Origin of the sequence: Streptomyces sp. NPDC055962 (genome assembly GCF_042270185.1) — a bacterium.
GTDB lineage: Bacteria > Actinomycetota > Actinomycetes > Streptomycetales > Streptomycetaceae > Streptomyces.
The window spans coordinates 53,747-77,420 of the sequence record NZ_JBHJYN010000015.1; the positions used below are offsets into that span (position 1 = coordinate 53,747).

The 23,674-nt window shown below is 71.1% G+C and carries 19 protein-coding genes and 1 pseudogene; 11 read left to right on the forward strand and 9 right to left on the reverse strand.

Annotation, left to right across the window (positions count from 1 at the left end):
- Positions 1-12: 12 nt before the first annotated feature.
- Both ACFC51_RS31160 and ACFC51_RS31165 read right to left on the reverse strand, forming a co-directional pair.
- On the reverse strand, positions 13-2,250 hold the full coding sequence (locus ACFC51_RS31160; protein ID WP_376380701.1) for an OmpL47-type beta-barrel domain-containing protein: 2,238 nt from the start codon (positions 2,248-2,250) through the stop codon (positions 13-15).
- On the reverse strand, positions 2,247-4,745 hold the full coding sequence (locus ACFC51_RS31165; protein ID WP_376380704.1) for a ThuA domain-containing protein: 2,499 nt from the start codon (positions 4,743-4,745) through the stop codon (positions 2,247-2,249). Before ACFC51_RS31165 ends, ACFC51_RS31160 begins: the two co-directional genes overlap by 4 nt.
- A gap of 231 nt (positions 4,746-4,976) precedes the next feature.
- On the opposite strand from ACFC51_RS31165, the gene ACFC51_RS31170 reads away from it, so the two are divergent.
- Positions 4,977-5,966, forward strand: a complete 990-nt coding sequence (locus ACFC51_RS31170; RefSeq protein WP_376380707.1) for a multicopper oxidase domain-containing protein — start codon at positions 4,977-4,979, stop codon at positions 5,964-5,966.
- A gap of 7 nt (positions 5,967-5,973) precedes the next feature.
- Here ACFC51_RS31170 and ACFC51_RS31175 read toward each other — a convergent pair whose 3' ends face one another.
- Positions 5,974-8,154, reverse strand: a complete 2,181-nt coding sequence (locus ACFC51_RS31175) for a DEAD/DEAH box helicase (RefSeq protein ID WP_376532041.1) — start codon at positions 8,152-8,154, stop codon at positions 5,974-5,976.
- A gap of 246 nt (positions 8,155-8,400) precedes the next feature.
- Here ACFC51_RS31175 and ACFC51_RS31180 point away from each other — a divergent pair.
- Both ACFC51_RS31180 and ACFC51_RS31185 read left to right on the forward strand, forming a co-directional pair.
- Positions 8,401-9,191 (forward strand): annotated as a pseudogene (locus ACFC51_RS31180) (VOC family protein).
- 111 nt (positions 9,192-9,302) lie between these two features.
- Positions 9,303-9,554: a WhiB family transcriptional regulator gene (locus ACFC51_RS31185; protein WP_376380715.1), complete on the forward strand. Its 252-nt coding sequence runs from the start codon at positions 9,303-9,305 to the stop codon at positions 9,552-9,554.
- Positions 9,555-9,782: 228 nt separating this feature from the next.
- Here ACFC51_RS31185 and ACFC51_RS31190 read toward each other — a convergent pair whose 3' ends face one another.
- The 4 genes from ACFC51_RS31190 to ACFC51_RS31205 form a co-directional block, all read right to left on the reverse strand.
- Positions 9,783-10,673, reverse strand: a complete 891-nt coding sequence (locus tag ACFC51_RS31190; protein WP_376532043.1) for a chitosanase — start codon at positions 10,671-10,673, stop codon at positions 9,783-9,785.
- A gap of 160 nt (positions 10,674-10,833) precedes the next feature.
- Positions 10,834-11,811, reverse strand: a complete 978-nt coding sequence (locus tag ACFC51_RS31195; RefSeq protein WP_376374872.1) for an acyl-ACP desaturase — start codon at positions 11,809-11,811, stop codon at positions 10,834-10,836.
- 155 nt (positions 11,812-11,966) lie between these two features.
- On the reverse strand, positions 11,967-13,613 hold the full coding sequence (locus ACFC51_RS31200; RefSeq protein WP_376532045.1) for an ABC-F family ATP-binding cassette domain-containing protein: 1,647 nt from the start codon (positions 13,611-13,613) through the stop codon (positions 11,967-11,969).
- A gap of 230 nt (positions 13,614-13,843) precedes the next feature.
- The gene (locus ACFC51_RS31205) at positions 13,844-14,260 is read right to left on the reverse strand and encodes an SsgA family sporulation/cell division regulator (RefSeq protein WP_376374877.1); all 417 of its coding nucleotides are present in this window, start codon (positions 14,258-14,260) and stop codon (positions 13,844-13,846) included.
- A 182-nt stretch (positions 14,261-14,442) separates the two neighbouring features.
- Between ACFC51_RS31205 and ACFC51_RS31210 the strand changes: the two genes are divergently transcribed.
- Positions 14,443-15,525: an oxidoreductase gene (locus ACFC51_RS31210; RefSeq protein WP_376532047.1), complete on the forward strand. Its 1,083-nt coding sequence runs from the start codon at positions 14,443-14,445 to the stop codon at positions 15,523-15,525.
- A 341-nt stretch (positions 15,526-15,866) separates the two neighbouring features.
- Positions 15,867-16,274, forward strand: a complete 408-nt coding sequence (locus ACFC51_RS31215; RefSeq protein WP_376532049.1) for a DapH/DapD/GlmU-related protein — start codon at positions 15,867-15,869, stop codon at positions 16,272-16,274.
- A gap of 130 nt (positions 16,275-16,404) precedes the next feature.
- Here the strand turns inward: ACFC51_RS31215 and ACFC51_RS31220 are convergent, their stop codons facing one another.
- Positions 16,405-16,704: a YciI family protein gene (locus tag ACFC51_RS31220; protein WP_376532051.1), complete on the reverse strand. Its 300-nt coding sequence runs from the start codon at positions 16,702-16,704 to the stop codon at positions 16,405-16,407.
- Between the two features lie 36 nt (positions 16,705-16,740).
- Here ACFC51_RS31220 and ACFC51_RS31225 point away from each other — a divergent pair, with 36 nt between their 5' ends.
- Both ACFC51_RS31225 and mmpA read left to right on the forward strand, forming a co-directional pair.
- Positions 16,741-17,418: an endonuclease V gene (locus ACFC51_RS31225; protein ID WP_376374882.1), complete on the forward strand. Its 678-nt coding sequence runs from the start codon at positions 16,741-16,743 to the stop codon at positions 17,416-17,418.
- An 83-nt stretch (positions 17,419-17,501) separates the two neighbouring features.
- The gene (gene mmpA / locus ACFC51_RS31230; RefSeq protein ID WP_376374883.1) at positions 17,502-17,648 is read left to right on the forward strand and encodes a morphogenic membrane protein MmpA; all 147 of its coding nucleotides are present in this window, start codon (positions 17,502-17,504) and stop codon (positions 17,646-17,648) included.
- Positions 17,649-17,680: 32 nt separating this feature from the next.
- On the opposite strand, the gene ACFC51_RS31235 is transcribed toward mmpA, so the two are convergent.
- The gene (locus tag ACFC51_RS31235; RefSeq protein ID WP_376374886.1) at positions 17,681-18,871 is read right to left on the reverse strand and encodes a saccharopine dehydrogenase family protein; all 1,191 of its coding nucleotides are present in this window, start codon (positions 18,869-18,871) and stop codon (positions 17,681-17,683) included.
- Between the two features lie 205 nt (positions 18,872-19,076).
- Here ACFC51_RS31235 and ACFC51_RS31240 point away from each other — a divergent pair, with 205 nt between their 5' ends.
- From ACFC51_RS31240 to ACFC51_RS31255, 4 genes are read left to right on the forward strand one after another with little or no spacing between them, the layout of a single operon-like run.
- Positions 19,077-20,228 carry a CaiB/BaiF CoA transferase family protein gene (locus ACFC51_RS31240; RefSeq protein ID WP_376374889.1) on the forward strand — a complete coding sequence of 384 codons (1,152 nt, stop codon included), beginning with the start codon at positions 19,077-19,079 and terminating at the stop codon, positions 20,226-20,228.
- Positions 20,228-21,262 carry an LLM class F420-dependent oxidoreductase gene (locus ACFC51_RS31245; protein WP_376374892.1) on the forward strand — a complete coding sequence of 345 codons (1,035 nt, stop codon included), beginning with the start codon at positions 20,228-20,230 and terminating at the stop codon, positions 21,260-21,262. The genes ACFC51_RS31240 and ACFC51_RS31245 overlap by 1 nt, the downstream gene beginning before the upstream one ends.
- Position 21,263: 1 nt before the next feature.
- The gene (locus ACFC51_RS31250) at positions 21,264-22,406 is read left to right on the forward strand and encodes an acyl-CoA dehydrogenase family protein (RefSeq protein ID WP_376374894.1); all 1,143 of its coding nucleotides are present in this window, start codon (positions 21,264-21,266) and stop codon (positions 22,404-22,406) included.
- Positions 22,407-22,443: 37 nt separating this feature from the next.
- Positions 22,444-23,658: an acetyl-CoA C-acetyltransferase gene (locus tag ACFC51_RS31255; RefSeq protein ID WP_376374897.1), complete on the forward strand. Its 1,215-nt coding sequence runs from the start codon at positions 22,444-22,446 to the stop codon at positions 23,656-23,658.
- Positions 23,659-23,674 lie beyond the last annotated feature (16 nt).

The window sequence follows — 23,674 nt, forward strand, 5'->3', positions numbered from 1 at the left end:
GCGCCCTCCTCCCTACAGCTCCTTGATGCGGATGTCGCGGTAGGAGATCACGTCCGTGGTGCTGTGGACCTGGAGCCCGATGTAGCCGGAGGCGTACCGCCGGCCGTCGGTCCCCGGGTCGTCGCCCCGCGGCGGCTCGAAGAGCTGACCGCCGGTGTTGTCGAACTCGTTGATCAGGACACCGTTGCGGTAGACCGAGTAGTGCTGGTCCACCACCTTGACCTCGTAGTCGTTCCAGGTGCCCTTGGGCGTGACCCCGGCGCCGCCGAGGCCGACCCGGTCGAAGCCGTACAGGGACCCGGTCTTGTACATGTCGCCGTCGGGACGGTCGTTGACCTGGATCTCATGGCCGTACTTGATGGCGACCCACTCCGGACGGGACTCCTCCGGGTGGTCGTGGACGTCCGGGAAGCGGACGAACACGCCGCCGTTGGCGTTGCCCGTGCCGGGGGCGTCGTCGCGCCACTGGAGCTTCAGCGAGAAGTCCCCGTACTGCCGGGCCGGGAACCACAGCATCCCCATGCCGTCCACGGTGGTGGAGCTGGTGATGGAGCCGTCCTCCGTGTTCAGCCCGAACTTCCCGCCACCGACCTGCTCCCACTTGGCGAGCGAGGCGGCGGTGCCGTCGAAGAGCTTGCGGTACCCCTCGTCCTGGCCCGGATTGCCGATGCCGGACTGCTTGGCGGCCTTGTAGATCTTCTTGTGCTCTCGGGCGTCGATGACCCCGTCGGTGAGCAGCTTGTCCAGGACCTTGTCGACGTGCTTGAGGAACAGCGCGTGCGAGGACCAGTCCTTCTCGTCCTCGATCAGTTCGTTGACCGTGCAGCGGTTGCCGGTGAGCCGGTTGGGGACACCGGTGTCGACCGTGCCGACGATCACGGTGAGGCGCGTGTCGTACTCCGGGCAGTTGGGCGCCGGTACGCCGCCGCTCTCGGCGATGGTGAAGGAGGACTGCTTCGCCTGCGAGGTGTTGCCGGCCTTGTCGGTCGCCCGGTGGGCGAAGGTGTGGCGGCCGACGCGGTCGACGATGACGGCGGAGGAGTACGCCAGGTACGGCCCCCCGTCCAGGGAGTACTCGACCTTGTCCACGCCGGAGTCCTCGTCGGTCGCCTTGACCGTGGCCTTCGCGCTGGTGATGAACGCGCCGTCGGAGTTCTTGTCACCCGACACCACCACCGACGTCTCCGGCGGCGTCTTGTCCTGCGACGGAGGTTCGACGACGGTGAAGTCGACGGACTTCTCCGCCGCCGCGTTGCCCGACTTGTCGGTGGCGCGGTAGCGGACGGTGTGCGTCCCCACCTCGTGCACCATGACGGGTGCGGTGTACGCGGTCCAGGCGCCGGCCGTCCCGATCGCGTACTCGATGGTGTTGACGCCCGAGCCGGTGTCGGACGCGGTCACGGTGACCGTGGCCATACCGAGGTAGGCGCCCGCGTCGTCCTTCTCGCCCGACACGGTCGCCGAGGTCTCCGGCGGGGTCTTGTCGTCGGTCGGAGGTGCGGCGACCGTGAAGTCGGCCGACTTCTCCGCCGCCGCGTTGCCGGCCTTGTCGGTGGCGCGGTAGCGGACGGTGTGCGTCCCCACCTCGTTCACGACGACGGGCGTGGTGTACGGCTGCCAGGCGCCGTCCGCCCCGATCGCGTACTCGACGGTGTCGACGCCCGATCCCGCGTCGGTCGCCGCCACGGTCACGGTCGCCTGGCCGATGTACGCACCGTCGGCGTTCTTGTCGCCGTCCACGGTCGCCGACGTCTCGGGAGCGGTGGTGTCCTCGCCGCCTCCGCCGTCCTCGGTCACCGTGAGGATGCCCTGCATGGAGCCGTGACCGGGGATCGTGCAGTGGTAGAAGTACCGGCCGGGGGTGAGGGTGACCTCGACGCTGTGCTTGCCGCCCTCGCTGTCACTGGGGTTGGCGAGGATGTTGACGGCCACGTCGCTGTTGAACTCCGGGTCCGACACGCTGAAGGTCAGCGTGTGCGGCATGCCCGTGGTGTTGCCCGTGGCCGCGCTGTTCTCGAAGACGATGGTCGCGGCGCCGGCCACGGCGGTCTTGGGCGCCGACACGTAGTTCTGGATGGAGTCGCCCGCGGTCCAGTTGAGGACCTGGGCGGCCGCCTTGGCGGAGCCTCCCCCCTGTCCGTACGCGACCGTCGAGGTGAGCCCCAGGACCATCAGGAACGAACCGAGCAGGGCGAGCCACCACCGGGCGGGCCCGTGCCGCCGTCGAGCGAGGAGTGAAGGGTGTCTCACTGCGCTGCCGCCTTCCTGGCCAGGTCTGCGACGGCCGGGGTCGGCCCGCCGCCCTTGTAGGTCACGCGCCACAGCGCGGACTTGGAGTCGGAGGTGAAGAAGCCGCGCCCGTAGTCCAGGACGTAGAGCGAGCCGTCCGGGGCGAACTTCCAGTCCATGAGGTTGCGGATGCCGTCCGCCCCCACCGGAATGATCTTCTTGAGGGACTCGGCATGCGTCGGCAGACCGCCCTTGCCGACCGTCTTCGGGTCGGTCAGCACGGCGTGGCGCGGCTGGGTGTCGTCGTAGAAGTCACCGACGAACCACTTGCCGTCCCAGTACGAGGGCCACTTGGCCTCGCTCGTGCTCGACGCGTCGTAGCGGTAGACCGGGCCGTTCATCGTGGCCTGGCCGCCGCCCTTGAGCCAGGGCAGGAGTTCCTTCTGGTCCTCCACCTTGTAGCTCGGGATGCCGTCGGCGTCGCGCGGGTAGTCGACGCCTCCGCCCTGGGGGGAGTACCAGATCGTGTTGCCGGTCACCGGCGGCAGCTTGACCAGGCCGTCGTTGTTCGGCGACTCGTTCCTCGGCGCGTCGCAGTCGTACCAGCCCAGAGGCTTGGACGGGTCGGGCAGGTTGCGGTCCCGGTAGGGCTGCTTGTTGCCCATGCAGTACGGCCAGCCGTGGTTGCCGGCCTTGGTGATCGCGGCGAACGTGTCGTACTTCGCGGGACCCCAGGTCGTGCTCGGGGCGCCGGCGTCGGGGCCGACCCAGCCCGCGTACAGGGTGTCCGTCGACGTGTCGACGGAGATGCGTGCCGGGTTGCGGACGCCCATCACGTAGATCTCGCCGCGGGTCTTGCCGCCCCCCTCGTCCGGCTCCTTGCCGGTGAAGAGGTTGCCGGACGGCAGGGTGTAGGTGCCGTCGTCCTCGGGGTGGATCCGGAGGATCTTGCCGTTGAGGTTGTTGGTGTTGCCCGCGGTGCGCCGGGCATCGGCGAACGACACGCCCTTGTAGTTCGGCTCCGGGTTGTTGCCCGAGTAACCGTCGCTGAAACCAGAGGAGTTGTTGTCACCCGTGGCGATGTACAGGTTGTCCTTCGAGTCCCAGGCCATGCCGCCGCCGGCGTGGCAGCAGCTGTGGATCTGGACCGGCCAGTGCAGCAGGACCTTCTCGGACGCCAGGTCCAGCTTGTTCGTGGCGGGGTCGAAGGTGAAGCGCGAGACCTGGCGCACCGCCATCTGCTTGTCGCGGTCGATCTTGGCGTGCGGGGTGTAGTGCAGGTAGACCCAGCCGTTGGTGGCGAAGTCCGGGTCCAGCTCGATCCCGAGCAGGCCCTCCTCCACCTTGACCAGCTCGTCGCCGCCGCCCTTGTTGCCGAAGACGCTCAGCTTCCCGGCGAGGGTGACCTTCTTGGTCGCGGGGTCGTAGACGTGGATCTCGCCCTCGCCCTTGCCGACGTCCGGGTCCTTCCAGTCGGTCACGACCGGCACGCTGCTGTCCGCGCCGCCGCGCCCGATGTAGAAGACCCGGCCGTCCTTCGCGGTGACCAGGCCGTGCGGTTCGCCGATCTGGTCGTTCTGTCCGGGCTGGTTGGGCTGGGTGAGCCGCTCGGCCGTGTAGTTGGAGTCGATCGTGGCCTTGCAGTCCGCCTGCGAGATGCGGCTCGTCCAGGCCAACGCGCCGCGCAGGTGGTCGCGGAAGTCGGTCTCCGCGAAACTCGCGGCCGTACCGCCCATGGCGGTGTAGAAGGACCGGCCGCCGTCGTAGTCACGGCACCAGGAGACCGGGTGGTCCCAGCCGTTGGCGCTCTTGCCCGGTGTGTAGGTGATCTCGCGGACCCGGGCCACGGTGTGCACGTCGCCGGACGGGTTGTCCTTCCAGTTCAGCCACTTGTCCGGGCGCTTCCACTCCAGCGGCAGGTTCTTCGTCGCCGGGTGCTGCCGGTCGCCGATCTCCACCGTGGCGCGCTGGACGGCCGTCGGGCTGTCCGCCGCCGGGCGGGCGCCCACCAGGCCCGTGAACCAGTCGGAGTACGGCTCGGTGCGCGCCGCGTCGTGGATGCCGAGGAAGCCGCCACCGGCCTCCATGTAGGCCTCCAGGCCCGCTTCCTGCTCCGGGTCGAGGACGTCGCCGCCGCCGGTCAGGAAGACGACGGCGTTGTACTTGCCGAGCTGCTTGCCCTTGGTGAAGACGGCGGCGTCGTCGGTGGCGACGGTCTTGAAGCGGCCGGCCTCGGGACCGGTGAGCCCGATCTTCTCGACGGCGGCGATGCCCGCGTCGACGGCCGGCGACTCCTCGCCCGCCGAGGCGTGGAACACCAGCACCTTGACATCGGCCCCGCCGGGCGGCGTGGGAAGGGACAACGTTGTCGCGATTCGTTCCTTCAGCCCCGGGTCCGGATGCGGGCCCGCGTGGGCCGCATTGCCGCCGAGCAGGGACGCGGTCAGGCCGCCCAACGCTACGGCCGCCGCGATGCCGCGGCGTGATCTGGACCTGTGATGTGGTGTGCGCTGCATGTGGTCACCCACCCCTCTGGGTCACTTCTCCGGTCACTTCTTCGTCATCGCACCTCTGTGGTCACTGCGACAGCGCACGAAGCTAGACCTCTTTTCGTGGCTCGCCAATAGGTATGGCAGCAATCGAACGAACTTTGTCCTGAGTGTGGATAAACGCGGAAGCCCCGGCTACGGTGTGGCCCGTCCAGGGGAGCAGCGCGTCAGTTTCCTTCACGCAGTGGGGAGTTCGACATGGACCGAAGGACCTTCAACCGGCGGATGCTGGTGGGTGGCGGAGTGGCGGCTGCCACCGGGGTGACATCGATGTCACTCGGAGCGGTGCAGGCCACCTCCGCGGAGAACCCGGCGAAGACGGCCCCCGCGGGAGGTGCCGTACGCCATCTCAAGCTGTACGCCGAGACGTTGGCGGACGGTTCGATGGGATACGGCTTCGAGAAGGGCAAGGCGTCGATCCCCGGGCCGCTCATCGAGATCACCGAGGGTGACACGCTGCACATCGAGTTCGAGAACACCACGGACGTCGACGCAAGCCTCCACGTCCACGGTGTCGACTACGACATCGCGAGCGACGGCACGCGGATGAACCGCAGCCACGTCGAACCCGGCGGCACCCGCACCTACACCTGGCGCACCCACGCCCCGGGGCGCCGCAAGGACGGCACCTGGCAGGCGGGCAGCGCCGGTTACTGGCACTACCACGACCACGTCGTCGGCACGGACCACGGCACGGGCGGCATCCGCAAGGGCCTGTACGGACCGCTCGTGGTGCGCCGCAAGGGTGACGTCCTGCCCGACAAGACGATCACGATCGTCTTCAACGACATGACGATCAACAACAAGGCGGCGCACGAGAGCCCCGACTTCGAGGCCACGGTGGGGGACCGGGTCGAGGTCGTCATGATCACGCACGGGGAGTACTACCACACGTTCCACATCCACGGACACCGCTGGGCGGACAACAGGACGGGCCTGCTCACCGGTCCCGACGACCCGAGCCGCGTGGTCGACACGAAGATCTGCGGCCCCGCCGACTCCTTCGGCTTCCAGATCATCGCGGGTGAACACGTGGGAGCCGGCGCCTGGATGTACCACTGCCACGTCCAGAGCCACTCCGACATGGGGATGGCCGGCCTGCTGCTGGTCGCCAAGGCCGACGGCACCGTCCCGGGGTACGACCCGCCGCACCACGCGGCCGGCGCGGCGGAGTCGCACGAGCACTGACGGGCGGTCACACCTGCGCGGCGAGCCGCACCTGCTCCTCCTCGACGATGCGCCGGGCGAGGGCCCCGTCCGACACGTCGACGGCGTCGGGCGTCGCCTCGGCGACATCGCTGCGCCGCGCGTAGGCGTCGAAGAGCCGGTCCTTGCGCGCCAGGATCTCCAGCATCCGCTGGTCGACGCTGTCCACCGCGAGGAGCCGGTGGACCCGTACGCTCCGTATCTGTCCCATGCGGTGCGCCCGGGCCACCGCCTGGTGCTCCAACGTCGGCTTGATCTGCGGCTCGCACAGGATGACGACGGACGCCGCCTGGATGTTGAGTCCGACGCCGCCGGCCTGTATCTGGCCGAGCAGTACCGCATGTCCGTCGACCGCGCCGAAGGAGTCGACCAGCTCCTGCCGGCGTGCGGCCGGGACCCTGCCGGAGACGGGTCCGAACACACCGTCGCCCAGGGCCTCCCGGACGGTCCTCAGCACCTCGCCGAAGTAGGAGAACACCACGACCTTGAGGCCGTTGCCCTCGGCCTCCGCCACGAGCTCGCGCAGCCGGTTCAGCTTGGCCGACGTCTCCGGGCAGGCGTAGGCGGCGCGGCGCATCCGCATGAAGTGCCCTGAGCCGACCGCCTCGCGGTACGCCTCCAGGTCGGCCGGCGAGAACTCCTCCCACTCGTCGGCCTGCACCAGCGCGGGGAGTTCCCCCAGGACGTCGGCCTGGTTCCGCCGCAGATAGGCGGGGGCGACGGCCCTGCGGAACGCCTGCGAACCGGCGACACCGTGCGTGGAGGTGACGAGCGGCGCCAGTTCGGGCCTCAACTGGCGCACCAGGCTCCGGAACTCCTCGACCCGGTTCTCCATCGGGGTGCCGGTCAGGAACAGCACCCTGTCCGCGTGCCGCGTCCAGCCGCCCACGGCCCGGGAGCGCCGGGTCTCGGGATTCTTGACGAAGTGGGCCTCGTCCACCACCACCATGCCCGGCCGCACCCCGCACCCGGGACCCTCCGGCAGGGTGGACAGCGCGTCGAAGGTGGTCAGGGCGACCCCGCCCCGCTCACGCCACTCGCCGAAGGCGCCCAGGCGCTCCGGGCCGTGCACCTGCACCGGCCGCAGGGTGGAGCGGGCGGCGACCTCCCGCCGCCAGTTGATCAGGACGCTCGCCGGGCACACCACCAGGAAGTGGGTCTCGCCCCCGGCGGCGAGATGGGCCAGCGCGGCGATGGCCTGGACGGTCTTGCCGAGCCCCATCTCGTCCCCGAGGATCACCCGTTTCTGGGCCAGCGCGAAGCGCGCGCCGAAGGACTGGTAGCCGCGCAACGAGACCCGCAGGAACGAGTCGTCGAGCCGCAGCCCGCGGACCCGGTCGGCGATCCCCGAGGGCAGGAACCCCTCGGCCGCGTCGCGGTCCGGTCCGCTGCCGGACAGCTCGGCGAGCAGGCTGTAGTACTCGGCGGAGCGCAGCTCGAAGTCGACCCAGGCCTCCGCCTCCGACGCGGGGCCCCGCAGCAGGTCGACGGAGACCTGCCCGAACAGTGTCCTGAGCTCTCGCACGGCCGCGTCCCGCGCCACCGACCGGACGGAGGTGACGGCTTCCTGGACCCGGGCGCCGGCCGTCCGTCCCGAGAACAGCATCCGCAGCCGGCTCCGCGCCGGTGCGGCCGCGGCGAGGTGTGGTTCCAGCTCCCCGGTGAGACGCCGGGCGGCGTCGACCGCGCGGCGCACGTCGGGCCCGGCCTCCACCAGCCGGTGGAGGGCCACGAGCAGCGCGGTCGTGGCCGCGTCCGGGGTGTCCATGTCTATCCGTACGGCGACGGTGTCCCGCACCGCGTGCGCGATCTGCCGGGCCGCGGCCAGTGCCTGGTCCGCCGTCTGCGCCCCGACACCCGGGATCTGGCGGAGCTCGTACCGCCCGGCCCCGTGGACCCGGCCCACCGTCGCGTAGCCCGCCTGTTCCACGGCGCCGAGCCGCAGCCGGCCCTCCGTGACGTCGGCCAGCCGGGCGACGGGGATCGAGGCCAGCTCGGCCGCCACCAAGGCGTCCAGAGCGGGGGTGAGCGCGGTGTGCGCGGCCTCGACGGCACCGCGGTGGTCGTCCAGCACCGCGCGGGCCGTCGCGGCCAGCGCCTCGGCGTCGTCGAGCAGCTCACGTGCGGCTCTTCCCGTGGGCACCGCGCCCGTGGGTCCGGCCTGAGTCATGTGCGTCCCTCTGTCCCCGCCGCCCCTTCGTGACCGGCGGCCGTCGCCCTCCCGGGCGCGTCCCATCGTGCCACGGGCACGGGACGGCGCCGCCCCTCACAGGCCGGGCGCCCGAGCGGTTCGGGGCCCGGCCCCGGCGGCGTGGCCGGGGCTGCGGTTGCCGGTCCCCGGTGCAAGACTCGGAAGCTGAGCGATGTCCGGTGTCTGCGAACACGCCGGACACGGAATCCTCCCGAGGAGCACACCATGCTCGACCCGTCCTTCGTCACCGGCGCCCCCAACTGGGTCGACCTCGGCACTCCCGACATCGACGCCACCACGGCCTTCTACCACGGGCTCTTCGGCTGGGAGCTGGTGCCCGGTGGCCCCGAGACCGGCGGGTACGGGATGTACCAGCTGAGGGGCCGGACCGTCGCAGGCGTCATGACCGTGCCCGAGGACCAGGGGAAGCCCGCCTGGTCGGTCTACTTTTCCAGACGCCCGACGCCGACGCCACCGCACGGACGGTCGAGCAGGCCGGCGGCCGCGCGATGTTCCCCCCGATGGACGTGCGCGACTACGGGCGCATGGGCGGCTTCACGGACAGCGCCGGTGCGTACTTCGGCGTCTGGCAGCCCCGGACGCTCACCGGCCTCGGCATGATCATGGAACCGGGCGCGCTGATCTGGTCCGAGCTCTACACCCCGGACGTTCCCGCGGCGGCCGCGTTCTTCCACACGGTCTTCGGATGGCAGACCGAGGACATGGCCTATCCCAGCGGTTCCTACACGATGATCCGCCCGGCCGGCGGCGACGGTGCCGACGCGTCCTTCGGCGGCATCGTGCCCGTCGACGGGGCGCCCGGCCAGGAGGCGGCGGGGCCGCACTGGCTGCCGTACTTCGCCGTGGACGACGCGGACGCCACGGCCGCAGGGGTGGAACGGCTGGGCGGGCGGGTGGTCATGGCCGCCACCGAGATCCCCGAGGTCGGCCGGGTCGCCACCTTCACCGATCCCGCGGGAGCCGCGTTCGCGGTGATCAAGCCGGCTCCGATGTAGCCGGCGTCGGGGCCTCGCCGGGGGGCTGCGGCGGGGAGGCCCGCGGGCCTCCCCGCCGCCGTTGAACGGTCGTTGATCACTTGTTTATCGGGACCGGGCACCGTGTGGCCCATGCCCATCAACACCATGACCGACGAGCTCGCCTGGCAGGAGACCGCGTTGTGCGCGCAGGCCGGGCCCGACTTCTTCTTCCCGGCTCCGGGAAGCTCCACCCGGGAGGCCAAGCAGCTCTGCAACGCCTGTGAGAACCGGGCGGCCTGCCTGGAGTTCGCACTCGCCCACGACGAACGCTTCGGGGTCTGGGGAGGGCTCTCCGAGAAGGAGCGGGAGCGGCTTCGCAGAGGGCGGGCCGAGCGGCGCTGACGGGGCGCGGGGCCGCGTTCCACCGCGGCGTTGCGTTCGCGTGGCCGCGTCGCGTGAGTGCGTCCCCGGAAGGTGAGCGTGTCCACGGGGTGTGAGCGCCTGCCCGGAACAGGAGCGCGCTGGGGGCGGTGAGCGTCTGCCGGAAACGGGAGTGCGTGCCGGGAACGGGAGCGCCTGCCCGGAACGGGAGCGCGTGCCGGGAGCGGTGGGCGCCTGCCGGGGAACGGGTCACGCGATCCGGAAGGTCTCCCCGTACACCTTCCACACCAGGGGCTTCCTCAGGCCGAGATTCCCGTCGCGCAGGAACATCCGCTGCGCGGTGTCGATCCGCGTCGTGTCGCGCTGGACCTTCCGGGCCTTGATCGCCGACCGGCTCTCGTCGAGGAAGGCGTTCAGGTACGCCGTCTCGTCGCCGCCCTCCGCGGCGGTGTCCGCCGACGCCATCGCGGCGTCGCGGATGCCGTAGAAGCCGTCCGCCTCGACACCGGGGCCGTGCAGCACCATCGCGTCGTAGTAGACGAACTGCCCGAGGGTGCCGAGGCCGTCCAGCTTCGCCAGCCGCACCGCAGGCTCGAAGTAGAGCCTGTCGCGGGTCGCGTCCTGTGCCTCCCGGAACGCCGGATCCTCCGCGGCACGGTGCCAGGCGTCGGTGAAGCCCGGGTCCAGGCCCTCGTGCGAGTCGGAGCCGTCCACCGCGCGCAGCGCGGGAAGGAACGGGGCCAGCGCGTTGTCCGGGTGCTCCTCGGTGTACGCCTCGACCAGTTGCAGCATGTCGTTGGTACCGGAACAGAATCCGACTATGCCGGCGGTGTAGCCGGTGCCGTCACCGACGTCCTCTATCGCCCCGTACTGGCTGCGCCAGTCCAGGGTGGACGCCTCCGCGCTGGAGACCAGCCGGGACGCGGTCTCCTTCATCGCCGGAGCCGCGAGACCGGGCGGCAGCGCGTCGATCTCCTCGTCGTGCTCGTCGGCCTGCTCGGCCGCCTCCGGCTCCGCCGTGCCGGTCTTCTCGGCTCCGGTCGCCTGCCGAATGATCGTGGGCGGCTCCGAGTCGCCGCCGCTGAACAGGATCGAAGCGGCGATGGCAATCGGCGCACCGAAGAGAACAACACGCGTCACAGGTTTCACCCGGCACAGAGTACGTTCCGTGAAGCCGCGGGGTGAGCCCGCGCACGGAGAGGCGGCGCACGCCTCAGGCGTGCGCCGCCTCTGTCCGGCAGGTGCCCGGGGAGCGGATCCCGGTCCCTGCCGGCCGGATGCCTGCCGGCTGCCGGGTGGATCAGGCCTGTGCGGCCCGGGCCGCCACGCGTGCCTTGCGCGCCGCCAGCTTCTCGTCGAACTTGGACGCCTCGCTGTCCAGGCCGTTCATGTACAGCCCGAGCTCCTCCTGCGCCTTGAGGCCCTCCGGGCCGAGTCCGTCGATGTCGAGGACCTTCAGGTAGCGCAGGACGGGCTGGATGACGTCGTCGTGGTGGATCCGCATGTTGTAGATCTCGCCGATCGCCATCTGCGCGGCCGCCCGCTCGAAACCGGGCATGCCGTGTCCGGGCATCCGGAAGTTCACGACGACGTCCCGCACGGACTGCATCGTGAGGTCCGGGGCGAGGTCGAAGGCCGCGCCCAGCAGGTTGCGGTAGAAGACCATGTGCAGGTTCTCGTCGGTGGCGATGCGGGCCAGCATCCGGTCGCAGACGGGGTCGCCCGACTGGTGGCCGGTGTTGCGGTGCGAGACGCGGGTGGCGAGCTCCTGGAACGCGACGTACGCCACGGAGTGCAGCATGGAGTGGCGGTTGTCGGACTCGAAGCCCTCCGCCATGTGCGCCATGCGGAACTGCTCCAGCTTGTCCGGGTCCACGGCGCGCGAGGTGAGCAGGTAGTCGCGCATCACGATTCCGTGCCTGCCCTCCTCCGCGGTCCAGCGGTGCACCCAGGTGCCCCAGGCGCCGTCGCGGCCGAAGAGGGAGGCGATCTCGTGGTGGTAGCTGGGGAGGTTGTCCTCGGTCAGCAGGTTCACGACGAGGGCGATACGCCCGATGTCGGTGACCTTGGACTGGCCGGTCTCCCACGCCTCGCCGTCCTCGAAGATGCCGGGGAAGTTCCGGCCGTCGGAGAACGGTACGTACTCGTGGGGCATCCAGTCCTTGGCGACCTTGAGATGGCGGTTGAGTTCCTTCTCCACCACCTCTTCCAGCGCGTACAGCAGCTGGGCGTCGGTCCACGCCTTCGAACTGCCGAGGTGGGCGGAGGTGATCGTCACGGGGTGCTCCTGGGGACGGGAGAATTACCTACGGCCTCGTAGGTTACGTGACCGTAGGTTAAGGCGGCAGTAAGGCCATAGCCAAGCCCTGTTCTCGCAGTCCCTGCTCACTCGGAGTCATCCCTGCAGGTCATCCCGGCACGCGGGCGGACCGGTCAGGCGTCCTGGCCTCCGATTCCCGGCAGCTGACCAGGGTCGATGTCCCGGAGCCCGTCCGCGTCCAGCAGCAGCCACCGGGTGATTCCCAGCGACCCCAGGAAAGCCAGGTCGTGGCTCGCCACGATCAGGGCGCCCTGGTAGGCCGTGAGCGCCGACGTCAGCCGGCGCACACCGGACAGGTCGAGGCTGTTCGTCGGCTCGTCCAGCATGAGCAGCCGGGGGGCGGGGTCGGCGAGCAGCAGTGCCGCCAGTGCGGCCCGGAGGCGCTCGCCCCCCGAGAGGGTGCCGGCCGGGCGGTCCGCGCGCCCGCCCTTGAACAGGAAGTGTGCCAGTCTCGCCCGGATGCCGTTGGCCGTCATACCCGGCGCGACACGTGCCACGTTGTCCACCAGCGACAGGGAGTCGTCGAGGACGTCGAGGCGCTGCGGCAGGAAACCCACCGGTACCTGGCAGGAGGCCTCGCCCGCCACGGGGGCCAGCTCGCCCGCGATCGTGCGGAGCAGCGTCGTCTTGCCCGCGCCGTTACGGCCGACCAGGGCGATCCGCTCCGGGCCGCGCAGGTCCCACTCGCCCCGCACCCGCGGCCCGTGGGCGAGTTCGAGGTCGCGGAGGACCAGCACCCCGAGACCGGGATGGACCCGGGTGTGCGGAAGCTCGATCCGGATCGCCTCGTCGTCCCGCACCGCCCCGACCGCCTCGTCGAGGCGTTCCTCCGCGTCGGCCAGGCGCTCGGTGTGCATGATGCGGTGCTTGCCGGCGGACTCCTGGGCGGTCCTCCTGCGCTGCGCCATCACGGCCTTCGGCTCACGCTTGGTGTCCCACATCTTCTGCCCGTACCGCTTGCGCCGGGACAACTTCACCTGTGCGTCGGCCAGTTCGCGCTTCTGGCGGCGTACATCCGCCTCCGCGACCCGCACCATCCGCTCGGCGGCCTCCTGTTCCACGGCCAAGGCCTGCTCGTAGCCGGACAGCGCGCCGCCGTACCAGGTGACCACGCCGTCACGGAGGTCGGCGATCCGGTCCACCCGTTCCAGCAGTTCGCGGTCGTGGCTGACGACGACCAGCACGCCCGTCCAGGCGTCGACGGCGTCGTAGAGCCGGGCGCGTGCGTGCAGATCGAGGTTGTTGGTCGGCTCGTCCAGCAGCAGGACGGAAGGGCGGGCCAGCAGCAGTGCGGCCAGGCGCAGCAGTACGCACTCGCCGCCCGAGAGTTCACCGGTGGTGCGGTCGAGTCCGGTGCCCGCGAGGCCCACCTGTCCGAGCACGGCCAGGGCGCGCTCCTCGACGTCCCAGTCGTCCCCGACGGCGGCGAAGTGCTCCTCGCGGGCGTCGCCGGCCTCGATGGCGCGGAGCGCCGCCCGCGCGGTGGCGACGCCCAGTACCTCGTCCACCCGCAGAGCGGTGTCCAGGGCCAGGTCCTGGGGGAGGTGGCCGATGTCGCCGGCCGTGGTGATGTGCCCTGCTGTCGGGGTGAGTTCACCGGCGATCAGCTTCAACAGGGTCGACTTCCCGCATCCGTTGAGGCCGATCAGACCCGTACGGCCCGGCCCCACGGCCAGTTGGAAGTCGTCGAACACGTCACTCCCGTCGGGCCAGGCGAACGAGAGGGAGGAGCAGAGGATATGTGTGGTGGATGCAGGCACAAGGTCTCCCGGCTGCGTCGAGGAATCACGGAGAACGGCTCGGACGGCTCGGACACTGAGGTCGCGCACAGGGCGCGCACGCCCGTGGGGGCGGTGCGGCGTGGTGAGCGGACACCTCAGATGTGGAGCAACGTCCTTCTCCGATCGGCGACGACAGGGACACCGGTGACGTTAGGAGCGGGGGTGGCCCACCCGCAACCGAATTGTGGTGCGCGGGGCCGTGGGGCCGCTCAGGCGGCCCCGCCCAGGAGGTCGCTCAGATCGCCGTCGAGGTCCATGAAGCGGTACTCGTCGCCCACCGGGACCAGTTCCTGCGCCCGCTTCAGGAAACGGCGGAGCTCGGACGTCCGGACATGCACCATGGCGATGCCCTCCACGGCGTGGAACTCCAGCACCGTACGGTCGTAGCCGAACGGCCGGACCCGGACGTCCCCGACCCCGGCAGGGGTGTCCATGCCGCTGGCGAGCAGCTCGCGGGAGAACTCCCAGGACACCTCGGTGCCTTCGAGGGTGGCGGGGCCGGGGAACGCCATGCGCACGGCGAAGGGGTCCTGGCGGTCGTAGTGCAGAGTGGCGGGCAGGGTCTCCATACGCGGCGCGGACGCGACCATACGCGCCTGCACGGACTGCTCGATAACGCTGGACAAGACCTGCTCCCTCTCGCCTCGGACGAACGGTTCCCGGCATTGGAGTAGACGACGGAACGCCTCCATCCGTGCACTGGCGGGTGGCGTGAGCTGCGTCACCGCCCGCCTCCCTCTGATCAACTGCCCCGTTTCGCGCGGTGCACCCTGGACGGCCGTCCTCCCGTGGGTCAGCTTCCAGCGCCATGAGGGCCATGGGGAAGACGCGACGGCTGATGGCACTGGGACTCTGCGGCGCGGCGGTGGCCGCCGCGCTCGCCGCACCGTCCGCGTCCGCGCAGCCTGCGGGCCGGGACGGGGAGCCCTCGTGGAGGCTCACCGCGACGGGGACGGACGCGCGTTTCCGCGGCCTGGCCGCCGTCGGCCGCGACGCCGCCTGGGTCGCGGGTTCCGGGGGCACGGTGCTGCGCACGACGGACGGGGGACGGCACTGGCGCGACGTCTCGCCGGCCGGTGGTCCGGGGCTGGAGTTCCGCGACATCGAGGCGTTCGGCCGGAACACGGCGGTCGCGCTGGCCATCGGCGAGGGTGACGCGTCCCGGGTGTTCCGCACCGACGACGGGGGCGCCACCTGGACCGAGTCCTTCCGTAACGCCGACGCCCGGGCCTTCTACGACTGTCTGACCTTCTTCGACAGCCGTCACGGGCTGGCGATGAGCGACCCGGTGGACGGGAGGTTCCGCATCCTGTCGACCTCCGACGGAGGCCGGAACTGGCAGGTGCTGCCCGACGCGGGGATGCCCGTGGCGCAGCCCGGCGAGGCCGGTTTCGCGGCGAGCGGCCAATGCCTCGTCAGTGCGGGCGGCAAGGACGTCTGGCTCGCCACCGGTGGCGCGGCGACCGCACGGGTGCTGCACTCCGGTGACCGCGGGCTGACCTGGACGCAGACCTCGTCGCCGATCCCGGCGGGCGACCCGGCACGCGGTGTGTTCGGCCTCGCCTTCCGCGACCGTACGCACGGCATCGCGGTGGGCGGCGACTACCGGGCCGGCCAGGCGTCACCGGCCGCCGCCTCCGTCACCCGGAACGGCGGACGGAGCTGGCAGGTCCCGGCCACCCCGCCACCCGCCTACCGTTCCGGCGTCGCCTGGCTGCCGGGAACCGGGGCTTCGGCACTCGCGGTGGGCCCCACGGGTACGGACGTCACCCGGGACGGTGGACGCACCTGGCGGACCGTGGACACCGGCTCGTACGACACGGTCGACTGCGCACCGGACGGCGGCTGCTGGGCCTCGGGGGAGAAGGGGCGGGCGGCACGGCTGGGGTAGCGGCCGGACCACCTCGGGCACGCATGCGGATCGGACACGCACGTGCATCACGCCCGTACACGCAGCCAACACGTACGCGCATCAGGCCCGTACGTGCATCACGCCCGTACACGCAGCACGCGCAGACCAGGAAGGGACACTCCCGCTGTGACGGATTCCAGCCATGAGGACGTTCCGGGCAGGATCGCCAAGGGGCTCGTCCACACCGAGTCGGAGGCGGCCTTCCTGGCCCCCGGCGCCGGGCCGATCAGATCTTCGCGTACAACGCGACACCTCCCGGCCGGACGGAGCGGCGCCGGTCGCTGCTCGTCGGGATATTCGGCTCGGTCGGCGCACGTACGGTGTTGCTGCCGCCCTTCCACGCGGCGTTCGGCAGCAACGTCCACAGAGGCGACGACTTCTTCGGCAACGTCAACCTGACGCTCGTGGACGACGTGGACATCCGCATCGGGGACGACGTCATGATCGCCCCCAGCGTGACGCTGACCACGACGGGACACCCGGTTCATCCTTCACGGCGCGCCGACTTCGGACGGTTCTCCGAACCGATCGACATCGAGGACAAGGTGTGGATCGGCAGCAACGCGGTGATCCTGCCCGGCGTCCGCATCGGACACGGATCGGTCATCGGCGCGGGCAGCGTCGTCAGCCACAGCATCCCCCCGATGTCCGTCGCGCCCGGGGCACCGTGCCGTGTGGTCCGCGCCATCACGGACGACGACCTCACCACGCGTACCGCAGGCGGCTGAACGGTTGCGGCACGACGGCACTTCAGGACGGTCGGCCTCATCGAGGCCGGTCGTCAGGCCACATGGCCGTGGAGCGGGGACCGGATGTGAAGAGCGCCGGGGGCAAGGGCCTCGGCCGTGAGGGCAGGTTCTAACGGGGCAGCTGCTGCCGGTACGGCGCGAGCGCGTCCGAGGTCTTCGTCGCGATGAACTCCGTGATCCGGTAGGCGCACACCCCGTGGGTCGTGAAGGGATCGTCGGCCACGGTCCTCTCGATCCCGGCGCGGTCCTCCCCGATGGCCAGGATCACGCCGCCGTCGCGGGGGTTCTTGCGCCCTGAGGCGACGAACACCCCGGCCTCGTACTGCGTGTCCAGCCAGGCGACGTGCTCCGCCATGAGGGCGTCGACGCGCTCGACCGGCGCGGTGTAGGTCAACTCGAGAACGAACATGACCGGCAGATTACCGGCTGCCTAGACTCGTGCGTCATGACGACTTTCAGGATGCCCGCCGACGAGGCCGAAGCCCGCGCGGTCCAGGACGCGTTGCGCGAGCAGGTCGTGCTGGACGAGCCGGGTCCGCCCCCGGGCACCGGGCGGGTGACCGGGGTCGACGTCGCCTACGACGACGCGCGGGACGTCGTCGTCGCGGCGGCCGTCGTCCTGGACGCGGCGACCCTGGACGTGATCGCCGAGTCCACGGCAGAGGGCCGGGTGACGTTCCCGTACGTTCCCGGGCTGCTCGCCTTCCGTGAGATCCCCGCCGTCATCGACGCGTTGGAGGGCCTGTCCGTGGACCCGGGGCTCGTCGTCTGTGACGGCTACGGGCGTGCCCACCCGCGCAGGTTCGGCCTCGCCAGTCACCTCGGCGTCCTCACCGGCCTTCCTGTCATCGGCGTCGCGAAGAACCCGTTCACCTTCCGCTACGAGCAACCCGGGCCACGGCGTGGTGCCTTCGCGCCCCTGATGGACGGGGACGAGGAGGTGGGCCGGGCCCTGCGCACGCAGGACGCCACGAAGCCCGTCTTCGTCTCCGTGGGCCACCGCACCGGCCTGGACAACGCCTGCGCCCAGACGCTGGCGCTGGCCCGCGACTTCCGCCAGCCGGAGACCACGCGCAGAGCGGACGCCCTGTGCCGGTCGGCACTCCGGGTGGCGATCGGCTGATCCCGGACCCGCTCGCCGATCTGTTGCGAACTGAGTACATGCACGGATGTTGTTCGTCGAACATCAGGGGCAGGCTGGTACACATGATCGACCACCACGCACCTCAGATGAGCACCGGAACCGTACGTCTCTCCCAGCGCGGCGTCGCCGTGGGCATGACGCTGGGCGTCCTCGCAGGAGGAGCCTGGACCGTGTCCATGGTCGTCACGCTGGCCTCCTGGGTGTTCTGACCCTCTGACCGGGTGCGGGTGTCCGCCGGGGTTCAGCGCACCGCCGCGACCCGGAAGCGCAGCCCGGCGGCGGTCAGCCGCTCCAGCAGCGCGTCGCCCATCGCCACGGCCGTCGTGACCTGACCCGACGTCGCCGGCAGGTCGTCGAGGGCGAGCGAGAGAGCCCCCTCGGCCAGCATCTTCGCCGTCTCGTCGTAGCCGGGGTCGCCCCCCGAGACCTCGGTGAAGACCCGGCGGCCGCCGCCCTCGCCGATGAAGCGGACCGTGAACCAGCTGCGCTTCCTGCGCTGCTCGCCCGGCCCCGTCCCCGGTGCGACCCGGGCCGACAGCCAGTCGCGCACGGCGGGGATCTGGGCGGCGCCGGCCAGCAGGCCGACGGCCCCCGCACCGCCGAGTGCCATGGGCAGGCGCTTCACCGAGGCGAAGTGCCGGTAGCGGAAGTCGGGGCCGTAGCGCTCCAGGGCCCGCGCCGACCGCTCCACGACGCGTGGATCCAGGGTCGGCAACGGCAGTGCCCAGGTCCCGATGTCCGGGCTGAAGTGCGGTGCCCCCTGCGGTGCGCGGGCCCGGCGCCCGACGAGGCGCGGCTCGTGCAGCCGGCGCTCCTTCGCGGCGCGCACCATCTGCGGGCCGCGGCCCATCGCGGTGAGGGCCGAGGCGAACGTGCCGCCGGAGAAGACGGCGTCGGCGCGGACGTAGCCGTCGACGGTCAGCGGGACGCCCTCCGGGAGCTGCTGCACGGTGAACCAGGCGCCGAGGTCGTGCGGTACGGAGTCGAAGCCGCACGCGTGCACGAGCCGCGCTCCCGTCTCCCGGGCCCGGCCGTCGTGCTCCAGGTACATCCGGTCGACGAACTCCGCCTCGCCCGTGAGGTCGGTGTAGTCGGTCCCCGCCTCCGCGCAGGCGGCGACCAGCTTCTCGCCGTACCGGACGTACGGCCCGACGGTCGACGCCACCACGTGCGAGGACTCGGCGAGTGCGCGCAGGGCGCCGGTGTCGTCGGCGTCGGCCGTCAGCAGGGGCAGGTCCGCGCAGTGCGGGTGCCGCGCCGCGATCTGCTCGCGCAGCTGTTCCAGCTTGCCGCGGCTCCGCCCGGCCAGGGCCCATCGGCAGCCTTCCGGCGCGTGTGCGGCCAGATAGTCGGCCGTGAGCGCCCCGACGAAGCCGGTGGCTCCGAAAAGGACGACGTCGTAAGGGCGTTCTGGCCCGTTCTGCCTGTTCATGAGTGCCTCCGTGGACGTCGGCGCCGGCCTGGGAGGCAGAGGGTAGCGGAGGCCTTCGTGGTGCCGCGCGGCCGGGCGGGCCCCGGTGCGAGAGGATCCGGGGGAAAGAACTAAGCGCTTGCTCGGCCAAAAGGGTTGTGCGGAGCGTGGTCCGTTCTTAGCATCATCGATGTTACATCAGTTGTGTCACACCGCTGGGGGCTTGATGGCAACGACAGGGCACGGGCAACAGGGCCCGCTGACCGGGGTGCGCGTCGTCGAACTGGCGGGCATCGGCCCGGGGCCGTTCGCCGCGATGCTCCTCGCCGATCTCGGCGCCGACGTGGTGCGCGTCGACCGGCCCGGGGGCTCGGCGCTCGGGATCGAACCGGCCTTCGACCTCACCAACCGCAACAAGAGATCGGTCCTCGTCGACCTCAAGGCCGAGGACGGGGCCGCGCAGGTCCTCGACCTCGTCGAGCGCGCCGACGTGCTCATCGAGGGGTACCGGCCGGGTGTCGCCGAACGCCTCGGCGTGGGCCCCGACGCCTGCCTGGAGCGCAATCCGCGGCTCGTCTACGGGCGGATGACCGGCTGGGGGCAGGACGGGCCGCTGGCCGACCGGGCGGGACACGACATCGGCTACATCGCCCTCTCCGGCACCCTGTCCATGATCGGCAGGTCCGGCGAACCGCCCACGGTCCCCGCAAATCTGGTCGGCGACTACGCGGGCGGCTCGCTCTACCTCGTCGTCGGCGTGCTCGCCGCCCTCCAGCACGCCCGTACACCGGGCGGTGGCGGACAGGTCGTCGACGCGGCCATCGTCGACGGCGCCGCCCACCTCGCCTCGATGATCCACGGCATGCTGGCGGCCGGCAGCTGGCAGGACCGGCGCGGCGCCAACCTCCTCGACGGCGGTTGCCCCTTCTACGGCTCCTACGAGACCTCCGACGGCCTGTACATGGCGGTCGGGGCTCTCGAGCCGCGCTTCTACGAGGAGTTCGCCGAGCTCCTCGGCCTCGGGAGCGAGGCTCCCGACCGCAACGACTTCGGTCGCTGGGAGGAGCTGCGCGCCCACGTCGCCGATCGTTTCAGCACCCGTACACGCGCCGAGTGGACCGAGATCTTCGAGGGGACGGACGCCTGCGTGGCGCCCGTCCTCTCGCTCCGCGAGGCACCCCGCCACCCCCACCTCGCCGCCCGCTCCACCTATGTGGAGCACGGCGGACTCACCCAGCCCGCCCCCGCGCCCCGCTTCTCCGCGACGCCCGTCTCCGTGCGCACCGCCCCCGCGCTGCCCGGCGCGGACACCGAGTCCGTCGCGGCCGACTGGGACCTGCCGGGCCTGCTGACCACCGGGAAGGAAACGACCGGCTGATGGAACTCTCCCTGCCGCTGAACTACGCGGGCGACCCGCGCGCCGCCTGCGACGAGGTCGCCGCGCTCGAGTCCGCCGGGCTCGACGCCGTCTGGGTCGCCGAGGCGTACGGCTTCGACTCGCCGACCCTCATGGGATACCTCGCCGCACGCACCGAGCGCATGAAGATCGGCGCCGCGATCCTCAACGTCTATTCCCGCACCCCCGCCCTCATCGCCCAGACCGGGGCCGGGCTCGACGCCGTGTCGGGCGGCAGGGCGCTCCTCGGGCTCGGCGCGTCCGGCCCGCAGGTCGTGGAGGGGTGGCACGGCAGGCCGTACGACAAGCCCCTCGGGCGGACCCGCGAGACCGTCGAGCTCTGCCGCCGGATCTGGCGCCGCGAGGTCATCGACCACCACGGCATCACCGACATGCCGCTGCCGAAGGAGAAGGGCGGCAAGCTCGGCAAGCCGCTGAAGATCCTCACCCGGCCGGTCCGCGACACCATCCCTCTCTACGTCGCGTCCCTCGGCCCCGCCAACGTCCGGCTGACCGCCGAGATCGCCGACGGCTGGCTCCCCACCCTCTACATCCCCGAGAAGGCCCAGCAGGTCTGGGGCACCGCCCTGGCGGAGGGTGCATCGAGGCGCGACCCGGCCCTCGGCCCCCTGCAGACCGTCGCGGGCGGCCTGCTGGCCATCGGCGACGACGCGGCCGCCGTCCGGGACCTGGCCCGCCCGCAGATCGCTTTGTACGTCGGCGGCATGGGCGCGCCCGGCAAGAACTTCTACAACGACCTCGCCGTCGCCTACGGCTACGAGAAGGAGGCCGCCACCATCCAGGAGCTCTACCTCTCCGGGAAGAAGAGGGAGGCGGAGGCCGCCGTACCGGACGAGTTCTGCGAGCTCATGACGCTCTGCGGCCCCGAGGGGTACGTGCGCGACCGCCTCGACGCCTTCCGTGAGGCCGGGGTCACCATGCTCAACGTCACGCCCGTCGGTCCGGAGCCGGCGCGGCTGATCTCCACCGTCAAGAACTGGCTCCAGGGGGCTTGAAGTGCAGCGGCAGATCTTCACCGAAGAGCACGAGGCGTTCCGCGAGACCGTCCGCACCTTCCTGTCCAAGGAGGTCCTCCCGCACTACGAGCAGTGGGAGAAGGACGGCATCGTCTCCCGGGAGGCCTGGCGCGCGGCCGGCCGGCAGGGGCTGCTCGGCCTCGCCGTCCCCGAGGAGTACGGCGGCGGGGGCAACGCCGACTTCCGCTACAGCGCCGTTCTGGCCGAGGAGTTCACCCGGGCCGGTGTCTCCGGGCTGGCGCTCGGTCTGCACAACGACATCATCGGCCCCTACCTCACCGGCCTGGCCACCGAGGAGCAGAAGCGGCGGTGGCTGCCCGGCTTCTGCAGCGGTGAGACCATCACCGCCATCGCCATGACGGAGCCCGGGGCCGGCTCCGACCTCCAGGGCATCCGGACCGCCGCCGAGGACAAGGGCGACCACTGGCTCCTCAACGGCTCCAAGACGTTCATCTCCAACGGCATCCTCGCCGACCTGGTGATCGTCGTCGCCAAGACCTCCCCCGAGGGCGGGGCGAAGGGCCTCTCGCTGCTCGTCGTCGAGCGCGGTGCCGAGGGCTTCGAGCGGGGCCGCAACCTCGACAAGATCGGGCAGAAGTCCCAGGACACCGCCGAGCTGTTCTTCGACGACGTACGCGTCCCCAAGGAGAACCTCCTCGGCGAGCTCGACGGGGCCTTCATCCACCTCATGACCAACCTGGCCCAGGAACGGATGGGCATAGCGGTCGCCGGGATCGCCGCCGCCGAACACCTCCTGGAGATCACCACCGCGTACGTCAAGGAGCGCGAGGCCTTCGGGCGACCGCTCTCCAAGCTCCAGCACATCCGCTTCGAGATCGCCGAGATGGCCACCGAGTGCGCCGTCACCCGGGCCTTCCTCGACCGCTGCATCGTCGACCACTCCGAGGGGACGCTCGATGCGGTCCACGCCTCCATGGCCAAGTGGTGGGCCACCGAGCTGCAGAAGCGGGTCGCCGACCGCTGCCTCCAGCTCCACGGCGGATACGGCTACATGACGGAGTACCGGGTCGCCAAGGCCTTCACCGACGGCCGCATCCAGACCATCTACGGCGGGACGACCGAGATCATGAAGGAGATCATCGGCCGCTCCCTGCTCGCCTGACCTCCCTGCCCAGCACCGACCCCGAAAGGCAGCTGCCTTGAGTACCGAAGCATTCGTCTACGACGCGATCCGCACCCCGCGCGGCCGCGGCAAGGCCAACGGCGCCCTGCACGGCACCAAGCCGATCGACCTCGTCGTCGGCCTCATCCACGAGATCCGCAGCCGCTTCCCCGGCCTCGACCCGGCGGCCATCGACGACATCGTCCTCGGCGTGGTCAGCCCGCTCGGCGACCAGGGCTCCGACATCGCCCGGATCGCCGCGATCGCGGCCGGGCTCCCGGACTCCGTCGCCGGCGTTCAGGAGAACCGCTTCTGCGCCTCGGGCCTCGAAGCCGTCAACCTGGCCGCCGCGAAGGTCCGTTCGGGCTGGGAGGACCTCGTCCTCGCGGGCGGCGTCGAGTCCATGTCCCGCGTGCCGATGGGCTCCGACGGCGGTGCCTGGGCCATGGACCCGATGACCAGCTTCGAGACCGGTTTCGCCCCGCAGGGGATCGGTGCCGACCTCATCGCCACCATCGAGGGCTTCTCGCGCCGGGACGTCGACGAGTACGCCGCGCTGTCCCAGGAGCGCGCGGCCATCGCCTGGAAGGAGGAGCGCTTCGCGCGGTCGGTCGTCCCCGTCAGGGACCGCAACGGCCTGCTCGTCCTCGACCACGACGAGCACATGCGCCCCGGCACCACCGCCGACTCCCTCGCCTCCCTGAAGCCCTCCTTCGCCGCGATCGGTGAGATGGGCGGCTTCGACGCCGTGGCCCTCCAGAAGTACCACTGGGTCGAGAAGATCGACCACGTCCACCACGCGGGCAACTCCTCCGGGATCGTCGACGGCGCCGCCCTCGTCGCGATCGGGTCCAAGGAGACCGGCGAGCGCTACGGCCTCACCCCGCGCGCCCGGATCGTCTCCGCCGCCGTCTCCGGATCCGAGCCGACCATCATGCTCACCGGCCCCGCCCCCGCCACCCGCAAGGCGCTGGCCAAGGCCGGGCTCACCATCGACGACATCGACCTGGTCGAGATCAACGAGGCCTTCGCCGGGGTCGTCCTGCGCTTCGTCAAGGACATGGGCCTGAGCCTCGACAAGGTCAATGTCAACGGCGGCGCCATCGCGCTCGGGCATCCCCTCGGCGCGACCGGGGCGATGATCCTCGGCACCCTCGTCGACGAGCTGGAGCGCCAGGACAAGCGCTACGGCCTCGCCACCCTCTGCGTCGGCGGCGGCATGGGCGTCGCCACCGTCATCGAGCGTCTCTGACCGTCCCGTCCCCAGA

Excerpts from the sequence above, each read along its gene's own strand:
- ACFC51_RS31165 (WP_376380704.1), bottom strand. The coding sequence starts at position 4,745 with ATGCAGCGCACACCACATCACAGGTCCAGATCACGCCGCGGCATCGCG.
- ACFC51_RS31170 (WP_376380707.1), top strand. The coding sequence starts at position 4,977 with ATGGACCGAAGGACCTTCAACCGGCGGATGCTGGTGGGTGGCGGAGTG.
- ACFC51_RS31175 (WP_376532041.1), bottom strand. The coding sequence starts at position 8,154 with ATGACTCAGGCCGGACCCACGGGCGCGGTGCCCACGGGAAGAGCCGCA.
- ACFC51_RS31185 (WP_376380715.1), top strand. The coding sequence starts at position 9,303 with ATGCCCATCAACACCATGACCGACGAGCTCGCCTGGCAGGAGACCGCG.
- ACFC51_RS31210 (WP_376532047.1), top strand. The coding sequence starts at position 14,443 with ATGAGGGCCATGGGGAAGACGCGACGGCTGATGGCACTGGGACTCTGC.
- ACFC51_RS31220 (WP_376532051.1), bottom strand. The coding sequence starts at position 16,704 with ATGTTCGTTCTCGAGTTGACCTACACCGCGCCGGTCGAGCGCGTCGAC.
- ACFC51_RS31225 (WP_376374882.1), top strand. The coding sequence starts at position 16,741 with ATGACGACTTTCAGGATGCCCGCCGACGAGGCCGAAGCCCGCGCGGTC.
- mmpA (WP_376374883.1), top strand. The coding sequence starts at position 17,502 with ATGATCGACCACCACGCACCTCAGATGAGCACCGGAACCGTACGTCTC.
- ACFC51_RS31235 (WP_376374886.1), bottom strand. The coding sequence starts at position 18,871 with ATGAACAGGCAGAACGGGCCAGAACGCCCTTACGACGTCGTCCTTTTC.
- ACFC51_RS31240 (WP_376374889.1), top strand. The coding sequence starts at position 19,077 with ATGGCAACGACAGGGCACGGGCAACAGGGCCCGCTGACCGGGGTGCGC.
- ACFC51_RS31245 (WP_376374892.1), top strand. The coding sequence starts at position 20,228 with ATGGAACTCTCCCTGCCGCTGAACTACGCGGGCGACCCGCGCGCCGCC.